The 23,209-nt window shown below is 73.1% G+C and carries 21 protein-coding genes; 10 read left to right on the top strand and 11 right to left on the bottom strand.

Annotation, left to right across the window (positions count from 1 at the left end; all coding sequences use genetic code 11):
- Positions 1 to 1,000 precede the first annotated feature (1,000 nt).
- The 4 genes from ABZO31_RS02630 to ABZO31_RS02615 all read right to left on the bottom strand — a co-directional run bounded on the left by ABZO31_RS02630 (position 1,001) and on the right by ABZO31_RS02615 (position 4,386).
- On the bottom strand, positions 1,001 to 2,446 hold the full coding sequence (locus tag ABZO31_RS02630) for a glyceraldehyde-3-phosphate dehydrogenase (protein ID WP_406859228.1): 1,446 nt from the start codon (positions 2,444 to 2,446) through the stop codon (positions 1,001 to 1,003).
- A gap of 89 nt (positions 2,447 to 2,535) precedes the next feature.
- Positions 2,536 to 3,705 carry an alpha-hydroxy-acid oxidizing protein gene (locus ABZO31_RS02625; protein WP_406859227.1) on the bottom strand — a complete coding sequence of 390 codons (1,170 nt, stop codon included), beginning with the start codon at positions 3,703 to 3,705 and terminating at the stop codon, positions 2,536 to 2,538.
- Positions 3,706 to 3,877: 172 nt separating this feature from the next.
- The gene (locus ABZO31_RS02620) at positions 3,878 to 4,021 is read right to left on the bottom strand and encodes a hypothetical protein (protein ID WP_406859225.1); all 144 of its coding nucleotides are present in this window, start codon (positions 4,019 to 4,021) and stop codon (positions 3,878 to 3,880) included.
- Between the two features lie 14 nt (positions 4,022 to 4,035).
- A complete protein-coding gene (locus tag ABZO31_RS02615) occupies positions 4,036 to 4,386 on the bottom strand; it encodes a PRC-barrel domain containing protein (protein ID WP_406859224.1) in 351 nt (116 codons plus the stop codon).
- A 156-nt stretch (positions 4,387 to 4,542) separates the two neighbouring features.
- Between ABZO31_RS02615 and ABZO31_RS02610 the strand changes: the two genes are divergently transcribed.
- From ABZO31_RS02610 to ABZO31_RS02600, 3 genes are all read left to right on the top strand, one after another.
- On the top strand, positions 4,543 to 6,762 hold the full coding sequence (locus tag ABZO31_RS02610) for an NADP-dependent isocitrate dehydrogenase (RefSeq protein ID WP_406859223.1): 2,220 nt from the start codon (positions 4,543 to 4,545) through the stop codon (positions 6,760 to 6,762).
- A 157-nt stretch (positions 6,763 to 6,919) separates the two neighbouring features.
- On the top strand, positions 6,920 to 7,234 hold the full coding sequence (locus ABZO31_RS02605) for a hypothetical protein (protein ID WP_406859221.1): 315 nt from the start codon (positions 6,920 to 6,922) through the stop codon (positions 7,232 to 7,234).
- Between the two features lie 98 nt (positions 7,235 to 7,332).
- Entirely contained in the window at positions 7,333 to 8,964 is a 1,632-nt protein-coding gene (locus ABZO31_RS02600) for a sigma-70 family RNA polymerase sigma factor (protein ID WP_406859219.1), read from the top strand.
- 15 nt (positions 8,965 to 8,979) lie between these two features.
- Here ABZO31_RS02600 and ABZO31_RS02595 read toward each other — a convergent pair whose 3' ends face one another.
- The 5 genes from ABZO31_RS02595 to ABZO31_RS02575 form a co-directional block, all read right to left on the bottom strand.
- On the bottom strand, positions 8,980 to 9,555 hold the full coding sequence (locus tag ABZO31_RS02595) for a CAP domain-containing protein (RefSeq protein WP_406859218.1): 576 nt from the start codon (positions 9,553 to 9,555) through the stop codon (positions 8,980 to 8,982).
- 81 nt (positions 9,556 to 9,636) lie between these two features.
- Positions 9,637 to 10,518 (bottom strand): universal stress protein, encoded by an 882-nt coding sequence (locus ABZO31_RS02590; RefSeq protein ID WP_406859217.1) that lies wholly within the window; start codon positions 10,516 to 10,518, stop codon positions 9,637 to 9,639.
- Between the two features lie 186 nt (positions 10,519 to 10,704).
- The gene (locus ABZO31_RS02585) at positions 10,705 to 11,907 is read right to left on the bottom strand and encodes an acyl-CoA dehydrogenase family protein (RefSeq protein WP_406859216.1); all 1,203 of its coding nucleotides are present in this window, start codon (positions 11,905 to 11,907) and stop codon (positions 10,705 to 10,707) included.
- A 176-nt stretch (positions 11,908 to 12,083) separates the two neighbouring features.
- The gene (locus ABZO31_RS02580) at positions 12,084 to 12,542 is read right to left on the bottom strand and encodes an RrF2 family transcriptional regulator (protein WP_406859215.1); all 459 of its coding nucleotides are present in this window, start codon (positions 12,540 to 12,542) and stop codon (positions 12,084 to 12,086) included.
- A 27-nt stretch (positions 12,543 to 12,569) separates the two neighbouring features.
- On the bottom strand, positions 12,570 to 13,613 hold the full coding sequence (locus tag ABZO31_RS02575) for an NAD-dependent epimerase/dehydratase family protein (protein ID WP_406859214.1): 1,044 nt from the start codon (positions 13,611 to 13,613) through the stop codon (positions 12,570 to 12,572).
- Positions 13,614 to 13,804: 191 nt separating this feature from the next.
- Here ABZO31_RS02575 and ABZO31_RS02570 point away from each other — a divergent pair, with 191 nt between their 5' ends.
- The 3 genes from ABZO31_RS02570 to ABZO31_RS02560 all read left to right on the top strand — a co-directional run bounded on the left by ABZO31_RS02570 (position 13,805) and on the right by ABZO31_RS02560 (position 14,950).
- Positions 13,805 to 14,050 carry a DUF5133 domain-containing protein gene (locus ABZO31_RS02570; RefSeq protein WP_406859213.1) on the top strand — a complete coding sequence of 82 codons (246 nt, stop codon included), beginning with the start codon at positions 13,805 to 13,807 and terminating at the stop codon, positions 14,048 to 14,050.
- A gap of 79 nt (positions 14,051 to 14,129) precedes the next feature.
- Positions 14,130 to 14,504: an STAS domain-containing protein gene (locus ABZO31_RS02565; protein WP_406859212.1), complete on the top strand. Its 375-nt coding sequence runs from the start codon at positions 14,130 to 14,132 to the stop codon at positions 14,502 to 14,504.
- Positions 14,501 to 14,950, top strand: coding sequence for an ATP-binding protein (locus tag ABZO31_RS02560; protein ID WP_406859211.1), 450 nt, complete (start codon positions 14,501 to 14,503; stop codon positions 14,948 to 14,950). Before ABZO31_RS02565 ends, ABZO31_RS02560 begins: the two co-directional genes overlap by 4 nt.
- A gap of 3 nt (positions 14,951 to 14,953) precedes the next feature.
- On the opposite strand, the gene ABZO31_RS02555 is transcribed toward ABZO31_RS02560, so the two are convergent.
- Positions 14,954 to 15,865, bottom strand: coding sequence for a SigB/SigF/SigG family RNA polymerase sigma factor (locus tag ABZO31_RS02555; RefSeq protein WP_406859210.1), 912 nt, complete (start codon positions 15,863 to 15,865; stop codon positions 14,954 to 14,956).
- Positions 15,866 to 15,960: 95 nt separating this feature from the next.
- On the opposite strand from ABZO31_RS02555, the gene ABZO31_RS02550 reads away from it, so the two are divergent.
- A complete protein-coding gene (locus ABZO31_RS02550) occupies positions 15,961 to 16,410 on the top strand; it encodes an ATP-binding protein (RefSeq protein WP_406859208.1) in 450 nt (149 codons plus the stop codon).
- Between the two features lie 51 nt (positions 16,411 to 16,461).
- Complete coding sequence (locus tag ABZO31_RS02545) at positions 16,462 to 16,785, top strand: plasmid stabilization protein (protein ID WP_406859207.1); 324 nt, start codon at positions 16,462 to 16,464, stop codon at positions 16,783 to 16,785.
- A gap of 68 nt (positions 16,786 to 16,853) precedes the next feature.
- On the opposite strand, the gene ABZO31_RS02540 is transcribed toward ABZO31_RS02545, so the two are convergent.
- Positions 16,854 to 18,047 carry a D-alanyl-D-alanine carboxypeptidase family protein gene (locus tag ABZO31_RS02540; RefSeq protein WP_406859206.1) on the bottom strand — a complete coding sequence of 398 codons (1,194 nt, stop codon included), beginning with the start codon at positions 18,045 to 18,047 and terminating at the stop codon, positions 16,854 to 16,856.
- A 376-nt stretch (positions 18,048 to 18,423) separates the two neighbouring features.
- Between ABZO31_RS02540 and ABZO31_RS02535 the strand changes: the two genes are divergently transcribed.
- Together ABZO31_RS02535 and ABZO31_RS02530 are read left to right on the top strand one after the other, a co-directional pair.
- Complete coding sequence (locus tag ABZO31_RS02535) at positions 18,424 to 20,328, top strand: NAD-binding protein (protein ID WP_406865237.1); 1,905 nt, start codon at positions 18,424 to 18,426, stop codon at positions 20,326 to 20,328.
- Between the two features lie 583 nt (positions 20,329 to 20,911).
- The gene (locus ABZO31_RS02530; protein ID WP_406859205.1) at positions 20,912 to 23,197 is read left to right on the top strand and encodes an FxsB family cyclophane-forming radical SAM/SPASM peptide maturase; all 2,286 of its coding nucleotides are present in this window, start codon (positions 20,912 to 20,914) and stop codon (positions 23,195 to 23,197) included.
- The last annotated feature ends 12 nt before the right edge of the window (positions 23,198 to 23,209 follow it).

The following is a 23,209-nucleotide window of genomic DNA, read 5'->3' as shown; positions in this document are numbered from 1 at the left end:
GTCGGCTCGTGTGGCTCCTAATCCGCCTCCTGGCAACGCGATCTGGCTAGTTGTCAGGTAATTAACCCTCAGAGGGGAGCGAACTGTCAATGTAGGAGGGCGAATCTGCGCGATTGATCGTAAACCGTCAATCTTCGTACGGGAGTCGGGTATGCGAGGGGCATATTCGTTCGCGCGCTCGTGCGCGGGCGGTCGAACGCGCGCGTGAGTCCGGCCTAACGTGCCTGCTGTGACGGGCAGTTCGAGGGTGCCCGAAGCGGTCTGGCGGGGGTGGTGGGCAGGGCTCGCCGAGCGCGCCCCGTTCGTTGGGGCGTTGCTTCCTTTTCGTCAGCGAACTGCCGGCCGGTCGAACGGGTCGAGGGATTCGCCGTGCGTTCCGTGGTGCGTATCCGATATTGCGGAGATGAATGACGGCGAGGATCGCGGAAGGGTGACATCCGATGCGTGGGCGGGTAATGGCGGGGGAGTGGGGTACGCGCGGCCGGGCGGTGGGGGATTCGTTTGCAGAAACGATTCCCCGTGAATTGCGGGCCCGCCCGTCCCGTCAATTCCTCCGCGTTCGGCGCGAGGTGTCGAGGTGCCGGCGCCCCGCCGTGCCCGGCCCGGCGGTGGCCTGCCAGGGCCCGGCTCGGGGCCGCTCGGGGCTGGTCCGGGGCCGGTCCGGAGGTGCGAGGAAAAGATCTTCTTCTGACCGCTTCGGTCGTACACGGCTGAATAGTAGAAGCGGAAAGAAGAACGTCGTTCAAATTGCGTCACTTCTCGCCGTGCGGCCGATAAATGCTTGTGAACGTGCCCGAGGAGCCGTCAGTGCGCCGGTCCCGCGCCGGTGCAGCGCCGGTTGAACTGCGGATTCGGCCGGTCGAACGGGCCGGTCCGGGCAATGCGGTGATCTGCTTGTGCAAGCGGGGGAGGCGGCCCGAACACGTCCGCCCGGGCCGGCGGGGCGCCGGTCCGGGCGGACGGGGTGACGGGGCGGGCGGAAGCGGGTCCGCCCGACGGGTCAGGCCTGGGGGGCCGGGTAGGTCGGGTACTCGACGCCCGAGACGTGCTGGACGACCCGGATGACCTGGCAGGAGTAGCCGAACTCGTTGTCGTACCAGAGGTACAGGATCGCGTTGTCGCCGTCGACCTTGGTCGCACCGGCGTCGACGATCGACGCGTGACGCGAGCCGACGAAGTCCATGGAGACGGCGTCGGGGGCGGTGGTGAAGTCGATCTGGCGCTTCAGCGGCGAGTGCAGCGAGACGTCGCGGAGGTACTCGAGGACCTCGTCGCGGGTGGTCTCACGGCCCAGGCGCAGGCTGAGGATGGCGATCGAGACGTCCGGCACCGGCACGCGGATCGAGGAGCCGGTGATCGGGGCCTTGAGGTCCGGCAGCGCCTTCGCGACGGCCGAGGCGGCGCCGGTCTCGGTGATGACCATGTTGAGCGGCGCGGAGCGGCCGCGACGGTCGGCCTTGTGGTAGTTGTCCAGGAGGTTCTGGTCGTTCGTGAACGAGTGGACCGTCTCCACGTGGCCGCGCAGCACGCCGTACTCGTCGTCCATGGCCTTCAGCGGCGGGACGATCGCGTTGGTAGTGCAGGAGGCGCAGGACAGCACCTTCTCGTCCGGCTTGATCGTGTCGTGGTTGACGCCGTGCACGATGTTCGGGACGTCGCCCTTGCCGGGAGCGGTCAGGACGACCTTGTCGATGCCCGGGCGCAGGTGCTTGGAGAGGCCCTCGCGGTCCCGCCACTTGCCCGTGTTGTCGATGAGGATGGCGTCCTTGATGCCGTACGCCGTGTAGTCGACCTCGGACGGGTCGTTGGCGTAGATCACCTTGATCGCGTTGCCGTTGGCGAGGATCGTGCTGTTCGCCTCGTCGACGGTGATGGTGCCGTTGAACTGGCCGTGGATCGAGTCGCGGCGCAGCAGCGAGGCGCGCTTGACGAGGTCCTGGTCGCCGCCACCGCGGACGACGATGGCGCGCAGGCGCAGCCCGTTGCCGGAGCCGGCCTTCTCGATGAGCAGGCGGGCGACGAGGCGGCCGATGCGGCCGAAGCCGTAGAGGACGACGTCGCGGCCGGCGCCGCGCTCCAGCTTGTTCTCGCCGGTGGCGCCGGAGACGGCCTCGGCGGTGAACTCCTCGATCGACAGGCCGCGGTCGTCCTCGCGGTACGTCGCGGCGAGCATGCCGATGTCGATCTGGGACGGGCCGAGGTCCAGCGTCGTCAGGGCCTGGAGGAAGGGCATCGTCTCGGTGACCGACAGCTCCTCGCCGGCGATCTGCCGGGCGAACCGGTGGGTCTTGAGGATGCTGACCACCGACTTGTTCACCAAGGAGCGGCTGTGCAGCAGGATGTTCACGTCCTGCTCACGGTGCAGCTTCCCGATGATCGGGATCATCGACTCCGCGATCTCCTCGCGGTGCTTCCAGTTGGTGAACGAGTCGTCTTTGACAGTCACAGGTTTATCTTTCGAGCTAGGCGGCGCTCATATGCTAACCCGACCCCCGTTTGATCGATCAAGGGGGGCCGGGAAGGCTGTCGGCAGGCTCACACCGCGCGGCGCAGCGCGCCCTCGGCGCGCAGGTCGGCCAGGGTGGGATAGCCGTCCACGGCCATGATGAGGTCTGCCTCGGCGAGCAGCGACCGCAGGACGTGCACGATGCCGTCGGTCCCGGCGAGCGCCGCGCCGTACACGTACGGGCGGCCGACGCCGACCGCCGTCGCACCGAGCGCCAGCGCCTTGATCACGTCCGCCCCGGAGCGGACCCCGGAGTCGAACAGCACCGGCAGCCCCTCGGCCGCCTCCACGACGCCCGGCAGCAGGTCGAGCGCGGCGAGGCCGCCGTTGGCCTGCCGGCCGCCGTGCGTGGAGCAGTACAGCCCGTCCACGCCCCCGTCCCGGGCGCGGCGCGCGTCCTCGGGATGGCAGATGCCCTTCAGGACCAGCGGCAGATCGGTCAGGGAACGCAGCCAGGGCAGATCGTCCCAGGTCAGCGGGTTGCCGAAGACGGACACCCACTCCATGACCGCGGCCTGCGGGTTGCTCTCCGGAGACTCCTTCAGACGCGCCCGGAAGACCGGGTCCGAGGTGTAGTTCGCCAGGCAGTGCCCGCGGAGCTGCGGAAAGTTGGACCCGGCCAGATCACGCGGCCGCCACCCGGTGATCCAGGTGTCCAGGGTGACGACGATCCCCTTGTAGCCCGCCGCCTCCGCCCGCCGGACCAGGCTCGCCGCCAGTTCGCGGTCGGTCGGCGTGTACAGCTGGAAGAAGCCGGGCGTTCCGCCCTGCTCGGCCGCCACCTGCTCCATCGGGTCCACGCTCAGCGTCGAGGCGACCATCGGCACCCCGGTACGGGCGGCGGCCCGCGCGGCGGCCAGGTCGCCGTGACCGTCCTGCGTGCACAGCCCCAGCACGCCGACCGGAGCCATGAACAGAGGCGACGGCAGCGTCAGACCGAACAGGTCCACCGTGAGGTCGCGCTCCTTGGCCCCGACCATCATCCGCGGCACCAGCCCCCAGCCGTCGAAGGCGCTCGCGTTGACCCGCTGGGTGCGCTCGTCGCCCGCGCCCCCGGCCACGTACGACCAGACGGACGGCGGCAGCGCAGCCTCCGCGCCCGCCTCGAGCCCCTCGTAGGCCATCGGCAGCTCGGGCAGCACCCCGGCGAGGCCGTTGAGGTAGATCTCGTACTGGTAGTCCCCGAACTGCGCGGCCATCCGCCGTCCCCTCCGTCACCCTCCGCCCCGGCCGACCCGGGCGCGCCGGGACCACCCTGCCAACCCCACGCCCCGCAGGGCCATGGTCGCGACACGATCGGCGGGAGTGGCCGAGGTCGGCGCGGACCGGCTGGGCGGATCAGCGGAATCAGCCGGGGACCGGCGACGACGGTCAGTCCGGCGGCTCCGGTACCGGCTCGGTCCCGGGCTCCGGATGCACCGCCGGATCCTCCTCGGGATCCGGCGCCCCCGGGTCACGCGGGACCGGCTCCGGCTCCGGCTCCGGGACGTTGTCCGGGCGATCGGGGATCGTCATGGCCGCGCACCGCCTCACATGTGCCGGTTCGAGTAGTACCGCTCGATCAGCTGCAGGTGCGGCAGATCGTCCTCGTGCTGCCCGCTCTCGAACGGCGGGGAGTCCTTGATCTCGGCCTTGGTCGCCGCGATGTGGACGGTCTCGTCCTCCGGGACGATCCGGGCCACCAGCCCTGCCGGCAGCAGGACGCGGTGCCCGAAGATCCACGGACCGGTGTCCACGACGACGTACGACCGGCCGACGTCCTCCGAGTGCCGGTCGATCTTCCCGATGTGCCCGTCGCTGGCCTCCACCCGGTAGCCGATCAGCTCCGCACCGGGCGCGTGACCGGACGTCTCGGAGTAGCCCCACAGGTCGGTGCGCATCCCGGCCACCTCCTCTTCACCCTTCTGCGCCTGCCCCGGATCCCTCCGGACACGCCTTCCCGGCGTGTGAGGCAGGGCCCTTTCCCACCGGGCACGATCACGAGATATCTTGATGTCGAGCAATCTCGCATACGCAGACGTGGAGCGGAGCACCTGGTGACTGACTCGACCATCATCTACACCCACACCGACGAGGCGCCCGCCCTGGCGACGTACTCGTTCCTCCCCGTGGTCCAGGCGTACGCCGCCACGGCCGGGGTCGGTGTCGAGACCCGGGACATCTCCCTGGCGGGCCGCATCATCGCCCACTTCCCGGAGTACCTGGAGGAGGGCCAGCGCATCGCCGACGCCCTCGCCGAGCTCGGCGAGCTGGCCAAGTCGCCGGCCGCCAACATCATCAAGCTGCCGAACATCTCGGCGTCCATCCCGCAGCTCAAGGCCGCCGTCGCCGAGCTCCAGGCCCAGGGCTACGCGCTGCCGGACTACCCGGACGACCCGAAGACCGACGAGGAGCGCGAGATCCGCGCCCGCTACGACAAGGTCAAGGGCAGCGCCGTCAACCCCGTCCTGCGTGAGGGCAACTCCGACCGCCGCGCCCCCGCCTCGGTCAAGAACTACGCCAAGACGCACCCGCACCGCATGGGCGCCTGGACCGCCGACTCCCGGACCAACGTCGCCACCATGGGCCGCGACGACTTCGCCTCCACGGAGAAGTCCACCGTCATCGCCGAGGACACCACCCTCACCTTCGAGCACGTCGCCGCCGACGGCACCGTGACCGAGCTGCGCGCCCCGCTGAAGGTCATCGCCGGCGAGGTCGTCGACGCCTCCGTCATGCGCGCCGCCGCCCTGCGCACCTTCCTGAGCGAGCAGGTCGCCCGCGCCAAGGCCGAGGGCGTCCTGTTCTCCGTGCACCTCAAGGCCACGATGATGAAGGTCTCCGACCCGATCGTCTTCGGCCACGTGGTCCGCGCCTTCTTCCCGAAGACCTTCGAGACCTACGGCGAGAAGCTGGCCGCCGCCGGCCTGTCCCCGAACGACGGCCTCGGCACCATCCTCGCCGGCCTGTCCGCGCTCCCCGAGGGCGACGAGATCAAGGCCTCCTTCGACGACGAGATCGCCGAGGGCCCGGCCCTCGCCATGGTCGACTCCGACAAGGGCATCACCAACCTGCACGTGCCGTCCGACGTCATCGTCGACGCCTCGATGCCGGCCATGATCCGCACCTCCGGCCACATGTGGGGCCCGGACGGCCAGGAGGCCGACACCCTCGCCGTCCTCCCGGACAGCTCCTACTCCGGCGTGTACCAGGTCGTCATCGACGACTGCCGCGCCCACGGCGCCTTCGACCCGTCGACCATGGGCTCCGTCCCGAACGTCGGCCTGATGGCGCAGAAGGCCGAGGAGTACGGCTCCCACGACAAGACCTTCGAGATCGCCGCCGCGGGCACCGTCCGCCTCGTCGACGCCGCCGGCAACGTCGTCCTGGAGCAGGAGGTCGCCGAGGGCGACATCTTCCGCGCCTGCCAGACCAAGGACCTGCCCATCCAGGACTGGGTCAAGCTGGCCGTCACCCGCGCCCGCGCGACCGGCAGCCCGGCCGTCTTCTGGCTGGACGAGAGCCGCGGCCATGACGCCCAGATCATCGCCAAGGTCAAGCAGTACCTGCCGGAGCACGACACCGAGGGCCTGGACATCCAGATCCTCTCCCCGGTCGAGGCCACCAGGTTCTCCCTCGAGCGCATCCGCCGCGGCGAGGACACCATCTCGGTCACCGGCAACGTGCTCCGCGACTACCTGACCGACCTCTTCCCGATCCTGGAGCTGGGCACCAGCGCCAAGATGCTCTCCGTGGTCCCGCTGATGGCGGGCGGCGGCCTGTTCGAGACCGGCGCCGGCGGCTCCGCCCCGAAGCACGTCCAGCAGCTCGTCAAGGAGAACTACCTGCGCTGGGACAGCCTCGGCGAGTTCTTCGCCCTGGCCGCCTCCTTCGAGCACCTGGCGACCACCACGGGCAACGCCCGCGCCCAGGTCCTCGCCGACACCCTCGACCGCGGTACCGCGACCTTCCTCAACGAGGACAAGTCGCCGACCCGTCGCGTCGGCGGCATCGACAACCGCGGCAGCCACTTCTACCTCGCCCTGTACTGGGCCCAGGAGCTGGCCAAGCAGACCGACGACGCCGAGCTGGCCAAGGCCTTCGCGCCGCTCGCCGAGACGCTCACCGCGAACGAGCAGAAGATCGTCGACGAACTGAACGCCGTCCAGGGCGCCCCGGCCGAGATCGGCGGCTACTACCAGCCCGACCCGGCCAAGGCCGCGGCCGTCATGCGTCCGTCCGCGACGTTCAACGAGGCCGTCGCGAGCCTCGGCTGACCCACGGCGGCCCCCGAGGCCGCCCGCACCGCGCACACCGCCCCGGCAGGCTTCCGGCCTGCCGGGGCGGTCCCGTGCGGCGGCCCGTGCGCCGCCGTCCCGGAACGCCCGCGTCCTGCCGGTGGCGGAACCCGAACCGCGGTGTGAACCTGAGGGAATGAGCTGGGCATCATGGACGACGGCCGGGGTCTACACCGGACGCGGCGGGGTCCTCACCGAGGAGGGCGGCATCGTCACGGGTGACCTGACGGTGCACACCACCTACGCGGACGACGAGGCACGCGTCGCCGTGCAGTACACGGGCGCCTCCGACTGGTTCACCCTGTCGGGCAGCCCCGTCCCGTGCGCCTCCGAACAGGAGAGCCGGGACCTGCACGACGCCGTCGTCGCGGCGGTCCGCGCCGGCGGCGGGGCGACCGTCCCGTACCCCCCGGACACCCCGAGCGCACCACGGCGTACCGTCTCCGACTGAGAATTCCGGTCGCGGCGCCCGCATAACCGTCATCCCACGGCCTCCCGCGGATCTCCCGTACGACGGGACACACGGACCAGGCACGAGGGAGCACGGACATGCACAGCGACGAGCGGCGCGCCGAGGAGCTGGTGAACGCGGCGCGGACCGGCGACGCCGGAGCCCGGGACGCGCTGGCGGCGGCGTACCTCCCGCTGGTCTACAACATCGTCGGCCGCGCCCTGAACGGGCACGCGGACGTCGACGACGTCGTGCAGGAGACGATGGTCCGCGCCCTCGACGGGCTGGACGGGCTGCGCGAGCCGGCCCGCTTCCGCTCCTGGTTCGTGGCCATCGCGATGAACCAGATACGCCGCCGCTGGCGCAGCCGTCAGCAGCAGCCGCAGACCGCGCTCGACACGGTCGCGGAGACTCCCGACCCGGCCGGCGACTTCGTGGACCTCACCATCCTGCGGCTCGGCCTGTCCGGGCAGCGCCGCGAGGTCGCCGAGGCCACCCGCTGGCTCGACACCGACGACCGCGAGCTGCTCTCCCTGTGGTGGCTGGAGGCCGCGGGCGAGCTCGACCGCGCCGAGCTGGCCGAGGCGCTGGGCGTGGGCGCGCAGCACGCGGCGGTCCGGGTGCGGCGCATGAAGGAACAGCTGGAGACCGGCCGCGGCATCGTGCGGGCCCTGGCCGCCGAACCCCGCTGCCCGGCCCTCGCCGACACGGTGGCCACCTGGGACGGCGCCCCCTCGCCGCTGTGGCGCAAGCGGATCGCCCGCCACCTGCGGGACTGCCGGGCCTGCTCGGGCGCGTGGGCCGGGCTGGCCCCGGCGGAGGGCCTCCTGGTGGGGCTCGGCCTCGTCGCGCCGCTGCTGGGGGCGGCGGGCATGGCGGGCACGGGCGGGTACGAGACGGTCGCGGGCGCCTACGACGCCGACGCGGTGCCGGCGGAGGCGGGTGCCGCAGGGCAGTCTCCGGAGGCTGCCGGGCCCGCGTCAGAGGCGGGTGCCGACGCTGCCACGACGGCTGCCGGTGACGCCTCCGAGGCGGGCGGCGCCGCATACGAGACGGCCGACGCGCGGGGTGAGGCGGGGGCGGCGGCGCCGGGTCCGGAGGCCGCGGGTCCCGCGTACGCGCCCGGGGGCGGTGCGGCTCGCTCGGCGCTCGGGGCGGGCGCGGTCGCCGTCACCGCGTTGCTGCTCGTCGCGCTGTGGCCCGAGCAGGAGGCGGCGGCCCCGCCGCCCGCCGCCGCCCCGCCGACCGTCGTGGCGACGGTCCCGGCCACGCCGCCGAGCCCCAGTGCGTCGCCCAGTCCCAGTCCGTCGCGCCCGAAGCCGAAGGCGTCCCGTACCGCACCCCGTCCCACGCTCGCCGAGCGGCTCACCCGGATCGTCAACCTCCGCCGGGACGAGGCGGGTTGCGGTCCGCTGCGGCTCGATCCGAAGCTCACCGAGGCGGCGCGGCGGCACGGCCGGGACATGGTCGCGCAGGGCTACTTCGACCACGCGAGCCCCGACGGCCGCAACGTCGACTCCCGCATCAGCGACGCCGGTTACTCCTGGAGCGCGGTCGGCGAGAACCTGGCGATGGGGCAGGGCGACCCCGGCGCGGTGGTCGGCGACTGGATGGACAGCTCCGGCCATCGCCGCAACCTGCTCGACTGCCAGTACCGCGACACGGGCGTCGCCGCCGTGTCGGGGCCCGACGGCACCGTGTGGGTGCAGACGCTCGCCAAGCCGCTGTAGCGGTCTTCGGGGGCGTCAGCCCTTCGCGCCGAAGACCTGGACCCACCAGGGGCCGTTGGAGCGGAGGTTGACGCCCACGCCCACGTCCCTGTACCCGCAGTTGACGACGTTGCGCCGGTGCGTGGCGCTGTCCATCCAGTCGCGCATCGCCCGCGCCGGGGTCTTCGGGCCGCGGTGGATGTTCTCGCCCCAGGCGCGCCAGTCGTACCCGGCGGCCGTGATCCGGTCCCCGCCGTCCGCGCCCTCCGGGTCGCGGTGCTCGTAGTAGCCGCGCGCCGCCATGTCGTCCGCGTGCGCCTGCGCGGCGGCACGCAGCGGCCCCGACGAGCGCAGCGGATCACAACCCGCCCGCAGCCGCTCGGTGTTGACCAGCGCGACGAGCTGTTCGGCGTACCGCTCGGCCGTGCCGAGGTGCGGCTCGGCACGGCCCGGGGGACCGGCGGGCGGCACCTCGCCCCGGTCCGGCCCGGACGGCTCCGCGGGGACCAGGCAGGCCCATCCGGTCACCGCCAGCACTCCCGCCACCGCCGGAGCGCGCCAGCCGGGGCGCCGGGCCGCCCGCGCCCCGTACTCGTCGTCGCGCTGCTGCATGCGCCCCAGTCTCGGCGCGCCCCGCGGGGACGGCACCCGGAGCCGCGCGGACGGAGGTACGCCGAGAAGGCCCGCCGGGCGTCAGTCGTGCGGGACGACCGTCACCGGGCAGTCCGCGTGGTGCAGGGCCGCATGGGCGACCGAGCCGATCCGCGGGCCGATCGCGCCGCGCTTGGCGCGCCGGCCGACGACCAGCAGCGACGCCGACGCGGAGGCGGCGAGCAGCACCTGGCCCGCGCTGCCGATCTCCACGTGCTCGGTCACGCGCACGTCGGGGTACCGCTCGCGCCACGGGACCAGCGCCTCGTGCAGGGCCTTCTCCTCGAACGGCACCAGACCGCCCGCGTCGTCCGCCAGCCGCATCGAGCCGGGGCTGTACGCGTACAGCGGCGGCAGGCTCCATGCCCGCACGGCACGCAGCCCGGATCCGCGGGCCGCCGCCGCCTCGAAGGCGAACCGCAGCGCCGGGGCGCTGTCCTCCGATGTGCCGAGCTGTCCGACGACGACGTCGCCCTCGTCCGCCGAGGCCCCGGCCTCCTCTTCGGCGTGGCGCGAGCGGACCGCGACGACCGGCCGCTTCGCGCCGGCGATGATCTGCTGCCCGTACGAGCCGAGCAGGAAGCCGAGGATCGGCCCCTGCCCGCGCGAGCCGATGACCAGCATCTCCGCCTGCTCCTCAAGGCCCAGCATGGCGGCGACCGGCGTGTCGGACACGACCTCCGCCGTGACCGCGACGTCCGGGTGCGCCGCGACGACCGAGGACTCCGCGTCCTTGAGCAGGTCCTCGGCGAGCCGCGCCTGGGTGCTGCGGTCCTGTTCGAGCGGCAGGTCCAGCGGCTGCCAGAGCCAGGCGTGCACGAGCCGCAGTGGCAGCTTGCGCCGTCCCGCCTCGCGGGCCGCCCAGTGCGCCGCGGCGAGACTTTCCGCGGATCCGTCCACTCCGGCGACGATCTCGAGACTCATGCGGCCGACCTCCAGGCGCTCGTGTGCGGTGTCTGCAGCACGGTAGTCGGTGCCCGGTACCGTGCGTGCTCCTTCCAGGATGGGGCGTCCGGCCGTCCCGCGAGAGGGCCGAAAGACCCTGTCGGACGGCCCGCTCGGCTCTGCCGCCGCCGGACGGCCGTTCGGCTCCTGCCGGCGCCCGACGGCTCAACCCGCCAGGGGCAGACCGGCGTTGAGGTAGTGGTCGCCGATCGCGCGGAGCCGGTGCGCGGAGGAGTGGTCGGCGGTCAGGGCGCGGGCGTCGCGCCAGAAGCGGTCGAGGCCGGTTGCGCCGTCGGTGGCCTCCGGGCCGACGAGTTCCAGGACGCGGGTGGTGATGTGCAGGGCCGCCCTTTCGGTGACCGCCTCGGCCGCGGCGACCAGGACGGAGAGCTCTGCGCGCTCCTCGACGGCGAGGCCGGGGCCCGCTGCCAGTCCGCGGGCCAGCCCGTCGGTGGCGTGGGCGGCGACGGACGCGGCGGCGTGGGCGGCGGTGGCCAGTTCGCCGTACGCGAGCGGCAGGTACGGATCGTCGTCGCGGGACGCGAAGGAGGCTCCTTCGGGCAGGGGCGCGGCGTGCGCGGCACGGCTGACGTCCCGGGCCTCGGCCAGCGCGCCCTCCGCCACGCCGAGCGCGACCTGCACCAGGAGCAGCCCCTGGACGAGCGGGGCGAGGCCGGCGTACGGGGCGACGGCGTGCTCGTCGCGCGGCAGCCGGCCGAGGACCCGGGCCGCGGCGACGGGGGAGGCGTCGAAGGTGACGGTGCCGGCTCCGGACACGCGCCGGCCGACGCGGTCGGTGGCCGGTTCGACGAACACGGTCGGGTCGGCGGGGTCGACGAGGACGGCCAGGAGGTCACCCGTGCCGGTACAGCGGGCGCCGACGACGAGCCGGTCGGCGACCGTGACCCCGGATTCGAAGTACCGCCTGCCGTCCAGGACATGGCCCGCGCCGGCCGGTGCGGCGACCAGGTCGGGGCCGCCGGTACGGGACGGCTCCACGCCGCCCGCGAGCAGCCAGCCCTCGCGTGCGGCCGCCCGGTCCACGGGTTCGGCCGTGCCGGTCTCCGGCGTGGCGAGGAGCTGCGAGGTCCACGCCAACGCGTAGTGGTGGGCGAGGAGTTCGCCGACCGAGCCGTCGGCCGCGGCGAGCTCCCGGAGCGCCGCGCAGGCCGCGGGGAGCGCGGCCCCGCGCCGCCCGCCCGGTGCCGGCGGGGTGAGCCGGGCGGGCAGCCCCGCCTCCCGGAGCCGCGCGACCTCGTCGTGCGGGGGCTTGCCGGCCCGGTCACGGGCGAGCGCGTCGGCGGCGAGGTCGTCGGCGACCTCCCGCGTGACGCGTCGCCAGTCCGCTGCCGCAGCATCGCCTCGCATGGTCCTCCGCTCCCCCTTCGCCCGCGATCCCCAGTTTTCCCACTGGAATAGTAGGGATACTGTCATGACGAAGGGAGCGGTCTCCAGGGGTGGTTCGTATCGCGGACACCGTGATCCCGGCTGGTGAGATGATGCTGGTGAGATGGTGAGACGCGGGGTTCACCGGCAGGCGGGCGTCAGGGGTTCGTCCACGCCTCCGGCGCGTCCGCGAGCGCCGAGACCTCCGCCGGCAGGTTGCCCGTGGCCACGTCCGCCAGCGACACCCCTTCGAGCACCCGGCGCACATTGGCCCGTACCGCGATCCACAGCGGCAGCAGCGACTCCGCGGGACCCGTGTACGCCAGCTCCGGCGGCCGCACCCCGCGCACCGACACCAGCGGGCCGTCCACCACCCGGATCACGTCCGCGACCGTGATCTCCGACGCCGGCCTCGCCAGCCAGTACCCGCCGTTGCCGCCGCGCTGGCTCTGTACGAGCCCACCGCGCCGCATGTCGCCGAGGATGCCCTCGAGGAACTTGTGCGAGATGCCCTGCGCGTCCGCGACGGCCTCGGCCTTCAGCGGGCCCTCGTCCTGTGCGGCGGCGAGGTGCAGCGCGGCACGCACGGCGTAGTCGGCCCTGGCTGAGATGCGCATGGCCGCATTATCCCGCACCGCCGCCGGTCAGCCGAAGCGGCGGCCCGCCAGAGGCGCTGTGGCGTCGCCGGAGCCCGTGCGCACCCCGCGCAGGAACGCCTCCAGGGCCTCCAGGGAACTGGTCGTGGGCTGCCAGCCCAGTTCACGGCGGGCCCGCTCCGTGGACATCACCGGCAGGCGCAGCACGGCGTCGAACAGCCCCGGCGACGCCTGGGCCAGCCGCAGCCGCCAGGCCGCGGACAGCGCCCCGCGGACCGCGGCGTCCGGCAGCCGCACCGTCCGCGCGGCCAGCAGGCCCGCCAACTGCCGCGCGTCCACGACCGGTTCGGCCGCGAGGTTGAACGCACCGCGCACGTCGGCGAGGACCGCGAGCCGGTATGCCTGCGCCGCGTCGTCGGTGTGCAGCGTCTGGAAGCGCAGCCCGTCGAGGTCCGGCACCAGCGGGATCAGCTCCGGGCGCAGCAGCGCCCCGGGGAACAGCCGGCCCGCGAAGATCCGGCGCTGCTCGCTCGCCGCCTCCTCCTTGAAGAGGAAACCGGGGCGCATCCGTACCACCCGGATCTCCGGGTGCTCGCGCTCGTACGCGTCCAGGACCCGCTCCAGGTACGCCTTCTCGCGGCAGTACGCGGCGCCCGGCCAGCCGTGCGTCGGCCATGCCTCGGTGACCCCCGGGCCGGACTTGGGCCCCGGCGTGTACGCGCCCACGGACGAGGCGTACACGAGCGCGGGCACGCGCGCCGCCGCCACCGCCTCGAACACCCGCAGCGCCCCCAGCACATTGGTCCGCCAGGTCGTCACCGGATCGCGCGTGGGCTGGAACCGCCAGGCCAGATGGACGACCGCGTCGGCGTCCGCGAAGTGGCGCGTGAGCGCGGGGCCGGCGTCGTCGTCGGTCAGGTCCACGGTGTCCCAGGACGTCTTGGGCAGCTCCAGGGCGGGCCGGCGGCGGGCCAGGCCCCGTACCGAGCCGACCCTGGGGTCCGCGGCCAGCGCGCGTACCACGCTCGTGCCGACGTTCCCGGTCGCGCCGACGACCACGACGCGCAGCGATGCGCCTTCTCGGGTCTCCATAGGGACACTCTCCGTCACCTCGCGAGCTCTCGCATCCGCAGGATTCCGGCCCGTCCAGGTGCCCGACGTGAGGTGTTTCCGCACGTCAGAGGGTGTGTAGGGGCCAAAGGGTCACGGAGCGTGCCCGTCCGGCTCGCGGGGGCGGCCGATCGGCCCCAAGATGGCCGCAGCGGGGGTCCAGCCAGGAGGACATGATGCTGCTGCCCGACCGAAACACGATCGACCGACTGCTGCACCACTACCGGGCGCAGGAGCGGATCGTGCTGGCGCGTCCCGGAGATCTGGGCATCCGCCGCCGCTTCGAGGACACCGCCTACACCCTGTGCGTCCTGATGGGCGAGCGCACGGCGCGCGAGGCCGTGCACGCCGCGGAGCACTACGTCGGACGCAGCACCGCCGCCGTCGCCCCGCCCGCCCCCGCGGAGGCGGCGGGCTGACCGCCGCTCGCACCCCCGCCCCATCGGCGCGATAGTCGAGGGGAGGGACAGGCAGCAGACGAAGGAGGCGGGCCGGCGGATGGTCGGAGATTCCGGACGGTTCGACGTGGACGTGACGGCCGGGTCCGGCGTGGTCGTGCTCACCCTCACCGGGGAGCTCGACCACGACACGGCGGACCCGCTGCGCACGGCGCTGGACGAGCAGATCGAGGCCGGCGCGCCCCGTATCGTCGTCGACTGCGCCGCCCTGACCTTCTGCGACTCCACCGGCCTCAACGCCCTGCTGCGAGCCCGGCTCCAGGCGCACGAGTCGGGCGGCCGGGTGGAGTTGGCGGACCTGCGGCCGCCGGTGAGCCGGATGTTCGAGATCACCGGGGCCCGTACCGTCTTCACGGTCCACGACGACCTGCGCGCCGCGCTCGCGGCCGCGGACCGGCGGCCGGAACAGCGATGACCCCGATGGCCGACGACGACACGCGGGACACGGCGGAGCCCGACCGGGTGCGCCGGCTCGAACTCCGGGGCGCCGAGCACGCGGTCACCCGCTGCCGCGACTTCACCGCCCGGGCGCTCGCCGACTGGGGCTGGACCCCGGCCCACGACCCGGAGGCCGGCGAACGAGCCGACGACGTCCTGCTGTTGGTGTCGGAGGTCGTCACCAACGCCTGTCTGCACGCCGGCGGCCCCGAGGAGCTCGTGCTGCGCCGGCGCGGCGGCGTGCTGCGCGTGGAGGTCGCGGACGCGAGCCCCGAACCGCCGAGGCGCGGTGCCCCGCGCCCCGCCTCGCTGCCCGGCGGCCATGGCGTGATGGTCCTCGACCTGCTCGCGGGCCGCTGGGGCGCGCAGCCGCGCCCGGACGGGCGCGGCAAGGTGGTGTGGCTGGAGATCGCGGGGCCGTAGGGCCTACTGCGGGGTGTCCTCGGCCGGGGCGTCCTGGAGCAGTCCGTCGCGCAGGGTGCCCAGGATGCGGGCGAGGAGCCGCGAGATGTGCATCTGGGACAGGCCGAGCCGCGCACCGATCTGTGCCTGGGTGAGCTCCGCGCCGAAGCGCAGCGACAGGATCTCCCGGTCGCGCGCGTCGAGCCGGGCGAGCAGCGGCTTGAGCGACTCCAACGCGTCGATCAGCCCGTACGCGTGCTCCTCCGTGCCCAGGTGCCGCAGCAGGCCGTTGAAGGCGTCCTCGTCGTCACCCAGCGGAGTGTCCAGGGAACGGGCCGCATAGCCGTTCGCCGCCTGCTCGCCCTCCGCGACCGACGCCTCGTCCGTGCCCAGGTGCCGTGCGAGCTCCGCCCTGGTGGGCCGCCGCCCCAGCTCCTGCTCCAGGGAGTCGACCGCCTTCGCCAGGTCGATGCGCAGCTCCTGCAGCCGACGCGGCACCTGGACGGACCAACTGGTGTCACGGAAGAACCGCTTCATCTCGCCGACGATCGTCGGCAGCGCGAACGCCGAGAACTCGATTCCGCGCCCCGGCTCGAACCGGTTGATCGCCTTGATCAGGCCGATCGTGCCGACCTGGATGATGTCCTCGGTCGGCTCGGCGCGGTTCCGGAACCGGCGGGCGGCGAACTTCACCAGGCTGAGGTTGAGCTCCACCAGCGTGTTGCGCACGTACGCGTACTCAGGGGTGCCCTCCTCCAGCTCCTCGAGACGGGCGAAGAGGGCGGTCGACAGCGTCTGTGCCTCCCGCGTGCCGACGTCCGTCGGCCGGTCGATCTCGGACAGTCCGCCGAGTGCCTGCCTGCGGACGGCCACCGGGGACTCGGGGGCGGCGGGCGTAGGGGTGGGTGCGGGGCTGTGTACTGCGGAACCTGACATGTGGCACCTCCGACGGGGTCCGTCGTACGAGGTTCCTGAACAAAATATGCCCGTTATGAGGTGGTTCGAAGCCTCTCTCTGGGTACCCGCAGCGCATGGGCGAGGAACGGAAGGTGAGGTACGCGTCGACCACCCGCCGGATCCCGCTCGCCGACGGTCAGGTGAGCGTGGGGGAGTGCCGGGACCGGACGGCCGAAGTGCTCGAGGAGTGGTTCGGCCGGGACGGTTCCGCGCGGCGGGCGGCCGTCGACGACGTCCTGCTGCTCGTCTCCGAGGTCGTCACGAACGCGCACACCCACGGCGGCACCCCGTACGAGCTGCTGCTGCAGCGCTCCGGCGACCGGCTGTGGGTGCAGGTCAGCGATACCAGCCCCGTCCCGCCGCGCCCGCACGGCCGGCATCGGGCGGGCCACCCCTCCGGGCACGGCCTGTACCTGGTGGAGCGGCTCGCCGACGCGTGGGGCTCGGTGCCTCGCGGTGACGGGAAGGTGGTCTGGTTCGAGCTCTCCGTCGTCGGCGTGCCTGATCGCCGCCCCTCCGGGTAGCCGCTGAACGTCATGCGACGCCGACACGGACGACACGGAGAGGAGACGGTCATGCCCCGCGGATCCAGCCCGAAACGGGAGCGGCAGTACGAGCACATCAAGGAGAGCGCGCTGGAACGCGGCGAGAGCCGCGAGCGCGCCGAGGAGATCGCCGCCCGCACGGTCAACAAGGAGCGCGCACGGGCCGGGGAGTCCAAGACGGCGAGCAAGCAGTCGCTGGACGACATGTCGTCGTCGCGCCGCGGCGGACTGCGCTCCCACAGCGGCTCCCAGGGGCCGACCTACGACCAGCTCTATGCCGAGGCACAGCGCCGGAACCTGCACGGCCGGTCGAAGATGAACAAGGCCGAGCTCAAGCGCTCGCTGGGGCACTGAACTGAGCGGACCCGGCCCCGGCGTTTCGGGCGATTGCCCGGCTCCGGCTGTCTGCTTGGGCGTCGGCCTCAGCCTTGGCCGTCGGTGTTCGCTCCCGCGTTCCTGCGCCTCCGGAACCACAGGCCCGCCGCGGCCGCCAGCGCGGAGCCGACGAACCCCAGCGCGAAGCCGCCGCCGTCCCCCGGCTCCTCGGCGGGCGAGGCCGTCCGGCGGACGGTCTCACGGGCCCTCGCGGGCCGGTTCGGGCCCGCGGCCTGCTGCGCGTCGCCGCGCGCGGGTCCCGGCCGCAGCGAGCCCACCGGCCGCACCTTCCCCGCGGCCTCGAAGCCCCAGTCGAGCAGCCGCCGCGCCTCCTCGTACACGGCGAGCCCGCCGCCCGACCGCGGGTTCATGACCGTCACCACCAGCGTCCGCGAGCCGCGCTGCGCGGCCGCGATCAGCGTGCTGCCCGCCCCGCTGGTGTAACCGTTCTTGACGCCGATCAGGCCCGGATAGCGGGCCACCCCGCCCTCCCCGGTGAGCAGCCGGTTGGTGTTCCGGATCCCGTACGACCAGCCGCCGGCGGGGAAGCTCGTGTACGCAGTCGCGCAGTAACGGGCGAAGTCCGGGTTCTGCAGCCCGGTCCGGCCGAAGACCGCCAGGTCGTACGCGGACGAGACCTGGCCCGGCGCGTCGTACCCGTCCGGGGACACCACCCGCGTGTCCCGCGCGCCGAGCGCCTCCGCCTTCTGCTGCATCTTGCGCGCCATCCCGTCCCAGCCGCCGTCCAGTGCCGCCAGCACCCGCACCGCGTCGTTGCCGGAGCCGAGGAAGACGCCGTTCCACAGATCGGAGACCTTGTACTCGTACCCCTCCTTCACGCCGACCAGGCTGCTGCCCGAGCCGATCCCTTTCAGCTCCTCCTCCGTCGCCTTGTGCCGCAGGTCGGCTGGCAGGTTCGGCAGCACGGTCAGGGCGAACAGCGCCTTGAGCGTGCTCGCCGGCGGCAGCCGCCGGTGCGCGTCGCGCGCGGCCAGCACCTCGCCCGAGTGCACGTCGGCCACCACCCATGCCTGGGCCGAGACGTCGTCCGGCAGTGCCGGAGCGCCCGGCAGCCGCTGGACCTGGGGGCCCGGCCGGTACAGCTGCGCCGGGTCGACGAAGGAGCGGGCAGGGGGAGTCGGCTCGGCGACGGTCGCGGCCAGGGCTGCCGGGGCCTGCAGGGCGAGCAGGAGCGCCGTGGCGCCGGCGGCGGCATGACGAACGGCTGAGGTGACGATCATTCAGTCACCGTAGGAAGGGGTCCGTCCCGCCCGCAGGACGGAGTGCGCCGACCGGCGTAGTGGGGCGTACCCGGCCGGCCACGGGATACCCCGCACGTCACGGGGCGGGACCAGGCATGCTGTCCACGTGTCGTCACTTCTGCACCCCAGCCGACCGGGTGACGGTCCGTCGCCTGCCGCCGCCGCCCCCGACGGGACCTCGCCCGTACCCGCCGCGACCCCGGGCCCGGCGCCCGGCGGCCGGCCCGGCGCCGCGGACACCCCCGGACCGCCGCCGCCCCGGGACCCGTACGACGGGGGCTTCGGCGCGCCCTCGGGCGGGCCGGCGGCCCGTGGAGAGGCGGACCGGCCGGGCGGGCCCGCGCCCACCGGTCACATGATCGTGTGCGGCGACGACGTGCTCGCGCACCGGCTCGCGAGCGAGCTCAGCGACGCCTACCGCGAACTGGTCACCCTCGTCGTCCCCGCCACGACCCCCGCCCCGGAGGAACCCACGGCGCCGCGCCCCGGCCGGGCGATGGCCCTGTTCGGCCGGGTGACGGCCGCGGTGACGCGGAATACGGCCGCGGCCGGACCGGACGCGGGCGGAACTGCCGCGTCCGCCACGACCACCACGGGCCCCGTCCGGCCGATCCGGGTCATGGAGGCCGCCGGCCTCGACGACGACGTCCTCCTCCAGGCGGGCGTCCGTCGGGCCGCGGCCCTCGCGCTCGTCCACGACGACGACGAGGTCAACATCCGGGCCGCTCTGGCCGCGCGCCGGCTCAACCCGCGCCTGCGCCTGGTCATCCGCCTCTACAACCGCAAGCTCGGCCAGCACCTGGAGAACCTGCTCGACCAGGCCGCCGCCGTCGCCGAGCCCGGCCTCGACCCGGAGGCCCTGGACGCCACCACGACGGTGCTCTCCGACGCGGACACCGCGGCGCCCGCCCTCGCGGCCACCGCCGTCGCCGGGACCAGCAAGGTCGTCCAGGCCGGCGGGCTGCTGCTGCGCGCCGTGGACCGGCCGCCGCCGGCCCACGGCGAGCTCACCGACCCGGGCCTGTGCACCCTCGCGCTGCTGTCGGCCACCACCAACGACCCGGCGGGCATCGAGGGTTCGCACGCCAGCGGCCGGCACGGACCGCAGCTGCTGCCCGACGACCGCGCCGTCGCCGCGGCCACCGGGCGCGGCACGGTCGTCCTGGAGGCGATCAGCCACACCGCCCCGAACGGCCCCGCGTCGGCCACCCGCGCGGGCGGTGGCGGCTTCCTGCCCGTCGCCTCGCTGTTCTCCCGGCGGTTCCGCTATTCACTGGCGGGAGTGGTGGCCGCGGTGGCGTCCATCGCCGTCGCCACATGGCTGACCACGGGCGACCACCCGCTGCACGCCGCCTACCTCACCCTCCTCGACATCTTCGCCATCGGCGACCCGGCCGTCGAGGAGCCGGTCAGCCGTCAGATCCTGCAGATCCTGGCAGGCTTCACGGGCCTCCTGGTCCTGCCCGTCCTGGTCGCCGGACTCCTGGAGGCACTCGGCACCTTCCGCTCCGCGACCTCGCTGCGCCGCCCCTCGCGGGCGCTCTCCGGCCACGTCGTCCTGCTCGGCCTCGGCAAGGTCGGCACCCGCGTCCTCGCCCGGCTTCGCTCCCTCGGCATCCAGGTCGTCTGCGTGGAGGCCGACCCGGAGGCGCGCGGGATCGCCCTGGCCCGACGGCTACGGGTGCCGACCGTGGTCGGCGACGTCACGGAGGAGGGCGTCCTGGAGGCCGCGCGGATCCACCGCGCCCACGCCCTCCTCGCCCTGACCAGCATCGACATCACCAACCTGGAGGCGGCGCTGGCCGCCCGCGCCCTCAAGCCGGACCTGAAGGTCGCGCTACGGCTGTACGACGACGACTTCGCCACCGCGGTGTACCGCACCCTCCGCGCCGCCCACCCCGAGGGGCTGACCCGCAGCCGCAGCGTCTCCCACCTGGCCGCACCGTCGTTCGCCGCGGCGATGATGGGCCGCCAGATCCTCGGCGCCATCCCGGTGGAACGCCGCGTCCTGCTCTTCGCCGCCCTCGACGTGGCGGGTCACGCCCTCCTGCAGGGCCGCACGGTGGCGGAGGCCTTCCGCCCCGGCGCCTGGCGCGTCATCGCCCTGGAGACCACGACCCCCGAAGACCGCACCACCCGCCAGAACGGCCACCGCGACCAGCCCCACCTGGTGTGGCAGTTGCACCCCGGCTACGTCCTCAAACCCGGCGACCGCGTGGTCCTCGCCACCACCCGCCGCGGCCTCGCCGAACTGCTGTAGCGCGGGACGCCCTCGTCACCCGTTTCCCACCCCTCGCAGAGGTCGCTCCAGCCCCCGAGCAGCCCCGTTCCGAGGGGCTTGCTCGGTCACGGGACGGTCACTCTCCCTGCCGGGCCCGACGGGTCATCAGGTGCCTCAACTTGACGTGCAGGCAGCGGTGTTGGGTGATCGCGGGACAGGTGGTGGGTGAGCACCGGTAGGCTGGCGCGGTCACACGATCGGATGACGCTGAGGCTGGCGACAGAACCTCACCCGCCCCTGAAAGTTACGTGTCCTGGCGGGTGGCGTTCTGCCCGAAGTCGCATACTTAATTACCCTGTGCGCAGGGCTGTGATTCAGCACTAGCAAAGAGAGGCAATCCATGGCTACTACTCTCATCTCCGCGGCCACCAAGCCCGGGACCGTCTCCCGTCGGCATGTCCGCTCCGGCGCCGCGCTGCAGCAGCGCGGGTCCGTGCTGGGCCGAGGGGATGCGAGCGCCGCTCTGAGTCGGATCCTGACTGCGCCCCCGACTGCTCCGGTCCCCCAGGTGGACGCGGCTTTCCAGTCGGCGATGTAACAGCGGAAGCCGACTGCGTTTACCATGGACCGGCCTTGCCTCACGTTGACTCAGTTCGTCGTCAAGCTGCACAGTCGTTGTGATCTCGCATGTGATCATTGCTATGTGTACGAGCACGCCGACACGAGTTGGCGGGGCCGGCCCAGAATGATCTCCCGGACGATCCTGGCCCAGACGGCCTTACGCATTGCCGAACACGCGCGCAGCCACGAACTCCCGGCCGTCCATGTAGTCTTGCACGGTGGCGAACCGCTCCTTGCCGGACCTGCCGGAATCCGGATGGCGGCCGAGGAACTGCACCGCGCCCTGGACGGGACGACCGTCCTGGATCTGAAGATCCACACCAATGGCGTCCTGCTGAGTGAGCGCTTCTGCGACCTCTTCGACGAACTCGGCATCACCGTGGGCATCTCCCTCGACGGGGACAAGGAAGCCAACGACCGACACCGCCGCTATGCGAACGGCCGGTCCAGCCACGCCCAGGTCCTCAAGGCCGTCCGACTCCTGAACCGCCCCGAGTACCGGCACCTGTTCGCTGGTTTGCTGTGCACGATCGACGTCCGCAACAACCCGGTCCACGTCTATGATGCGCTCGTCGAACTCGACCCGCCTCGCATCGACTTCCTACTGCCGCACGCGACGTGGGACGAGCCTCCCCTGCGCCCCGGTCCGTCCGCGGCTCCCTACGCGGAGTGGCTCGACGCGATCCATGAGCGCTGGGACGCCACCGGACGCCCCGTCGGCATCCGCATGTTCGAGTCGATCCACCGCACCCTGCGCGGCGAGAGCAGCCTGATCGAATCACTCGGCCTCACCCCGGCCGACCTGGTGGTCGTCGAGACGGATGGCACTTTCGAGCAGGCTGACAGCCTGAAGACCGCGTATGACGGCGCGCCGGCCACGGGCATGGACGTCTTCCGCAACACCCTGGACGAGGTCCTGAACCACCCGGGAATGGCCGCTCGTCGGCAGACCGTCGAGGACCTCAGCCCCGCCTGTCGAGCTTGTCCCGTCGTAACCTCCTGCGGAGGCGGGCTCTACGCCCATCGCTATCGTACCGGGGCCACCCCCGAGGACACCGGCTTCGACAACCCTTCTGTCTTCTGCCCCGATCTGAAGGCGCTCGTGTACGCCGTCCAGGACCGCGAGAACACCCGTCTGCGGGGCCTCGACGCCTGGCCTGCAGAGACACCCGAAGACCTCGCAGCCTTCGACGCCCTGGCGCGCGGCCACGGCAGCGCGGACAGTGTCGCCCGACTTGCAGGAGCCCAACTCCTCGCGACTGCTGCTCTGTTGGACGCAGTCCGCGAGCGCGCGGCCGACATGATGCCACAGGATCCTGTGGAACACGCGGCCTGGGAACTCCTCGACGTCCTCGACGCAGAGGCGCCCGAAGCGATCGACACCGTCCTCGCCCACCCCTGGACCCGTCCCTGGGCCGCCGACGTCCTCGGTGCAGGCAGGCAGGCAGGACCCGGGCTCGCCGAACTCGTCGCCGCCGCGGCCCTCCGGGCCCGACACCCCGCAGCCGTCACCGTCCCCGTGCGCGGACCCGCCGACGGCGCACCCACAGGCGGCGGACTGCTCCGGCTCCCCGGACTCGGCGTCGTCCTCCTGGACGGCCACACCGGCTCCGTCCAAGTCACTGCGCACGCTGACGAGTTCATCGTCCGCGCCGACCGGCGCGAGCTGCACATCGGCTGGGACGAAGGCCTCGACTGCGATTCCCCGTACTGGCGTCCCGTCCGCCTCGTCGACCTGCCCGGCTGGACGGTCGCCCTGGAGGACACCGACCCGCTGCGCCATGCCTGGGGGGTCGCCGTGGCCGACCGCCTCGCACCACGTGATGCCAAGGACTGGGCCGAGGACCTCACCGCGGCCTGGGAGACCGTCCGCGCCGGACTGCCCGAGTTCGCTCCCGCCCTCGCCGCCGGCCTGCGGAGCATCACCCCGCTGACCCGACGCCACGGACACGCCTCCGCGGTATCCTCCCGCGACGCCGTCGGCACGGTCGGCATCGCCCCGCCCGAGCGGCCCGAGGAGCTGGCCCTGCTTCTGGTCCGCGAGTTCCAGCGCGTCAAGTTCCGTGCGCTGCGCGACTCCTGCACCCTGGCCACGCCACCCACGGCTCCTGTTCTCGATACGATCGAGGACGCGTACGCCCGGCTCGCGGACACCGCGTACGCTCCGGACGCCGGTCGCACCACCCCTGTCGAACCGGTGCTCACCCCCCTCCCGGGCCTCTCCGCCCTTGGTGAGCGTTTCGTGGACGGAATGCGCGGGAAGGCTGCCGAATCCCGGCCCTTCTGAGGGACACTGGGC

Origin of the sequence: Streptomyces solicamelliae, assembly GCF_045348655.1 — a bacterium.
Classification (GTDB): Bacteria; Actinomycetota; Actinomycetes; order Streptomycetales; family Streptomycetaceae; genus Streptomyces; species Streptomyces solicamelliae.
This window is presented reverse-complemented; position numbering and strand designations above follow the sequence as displayed.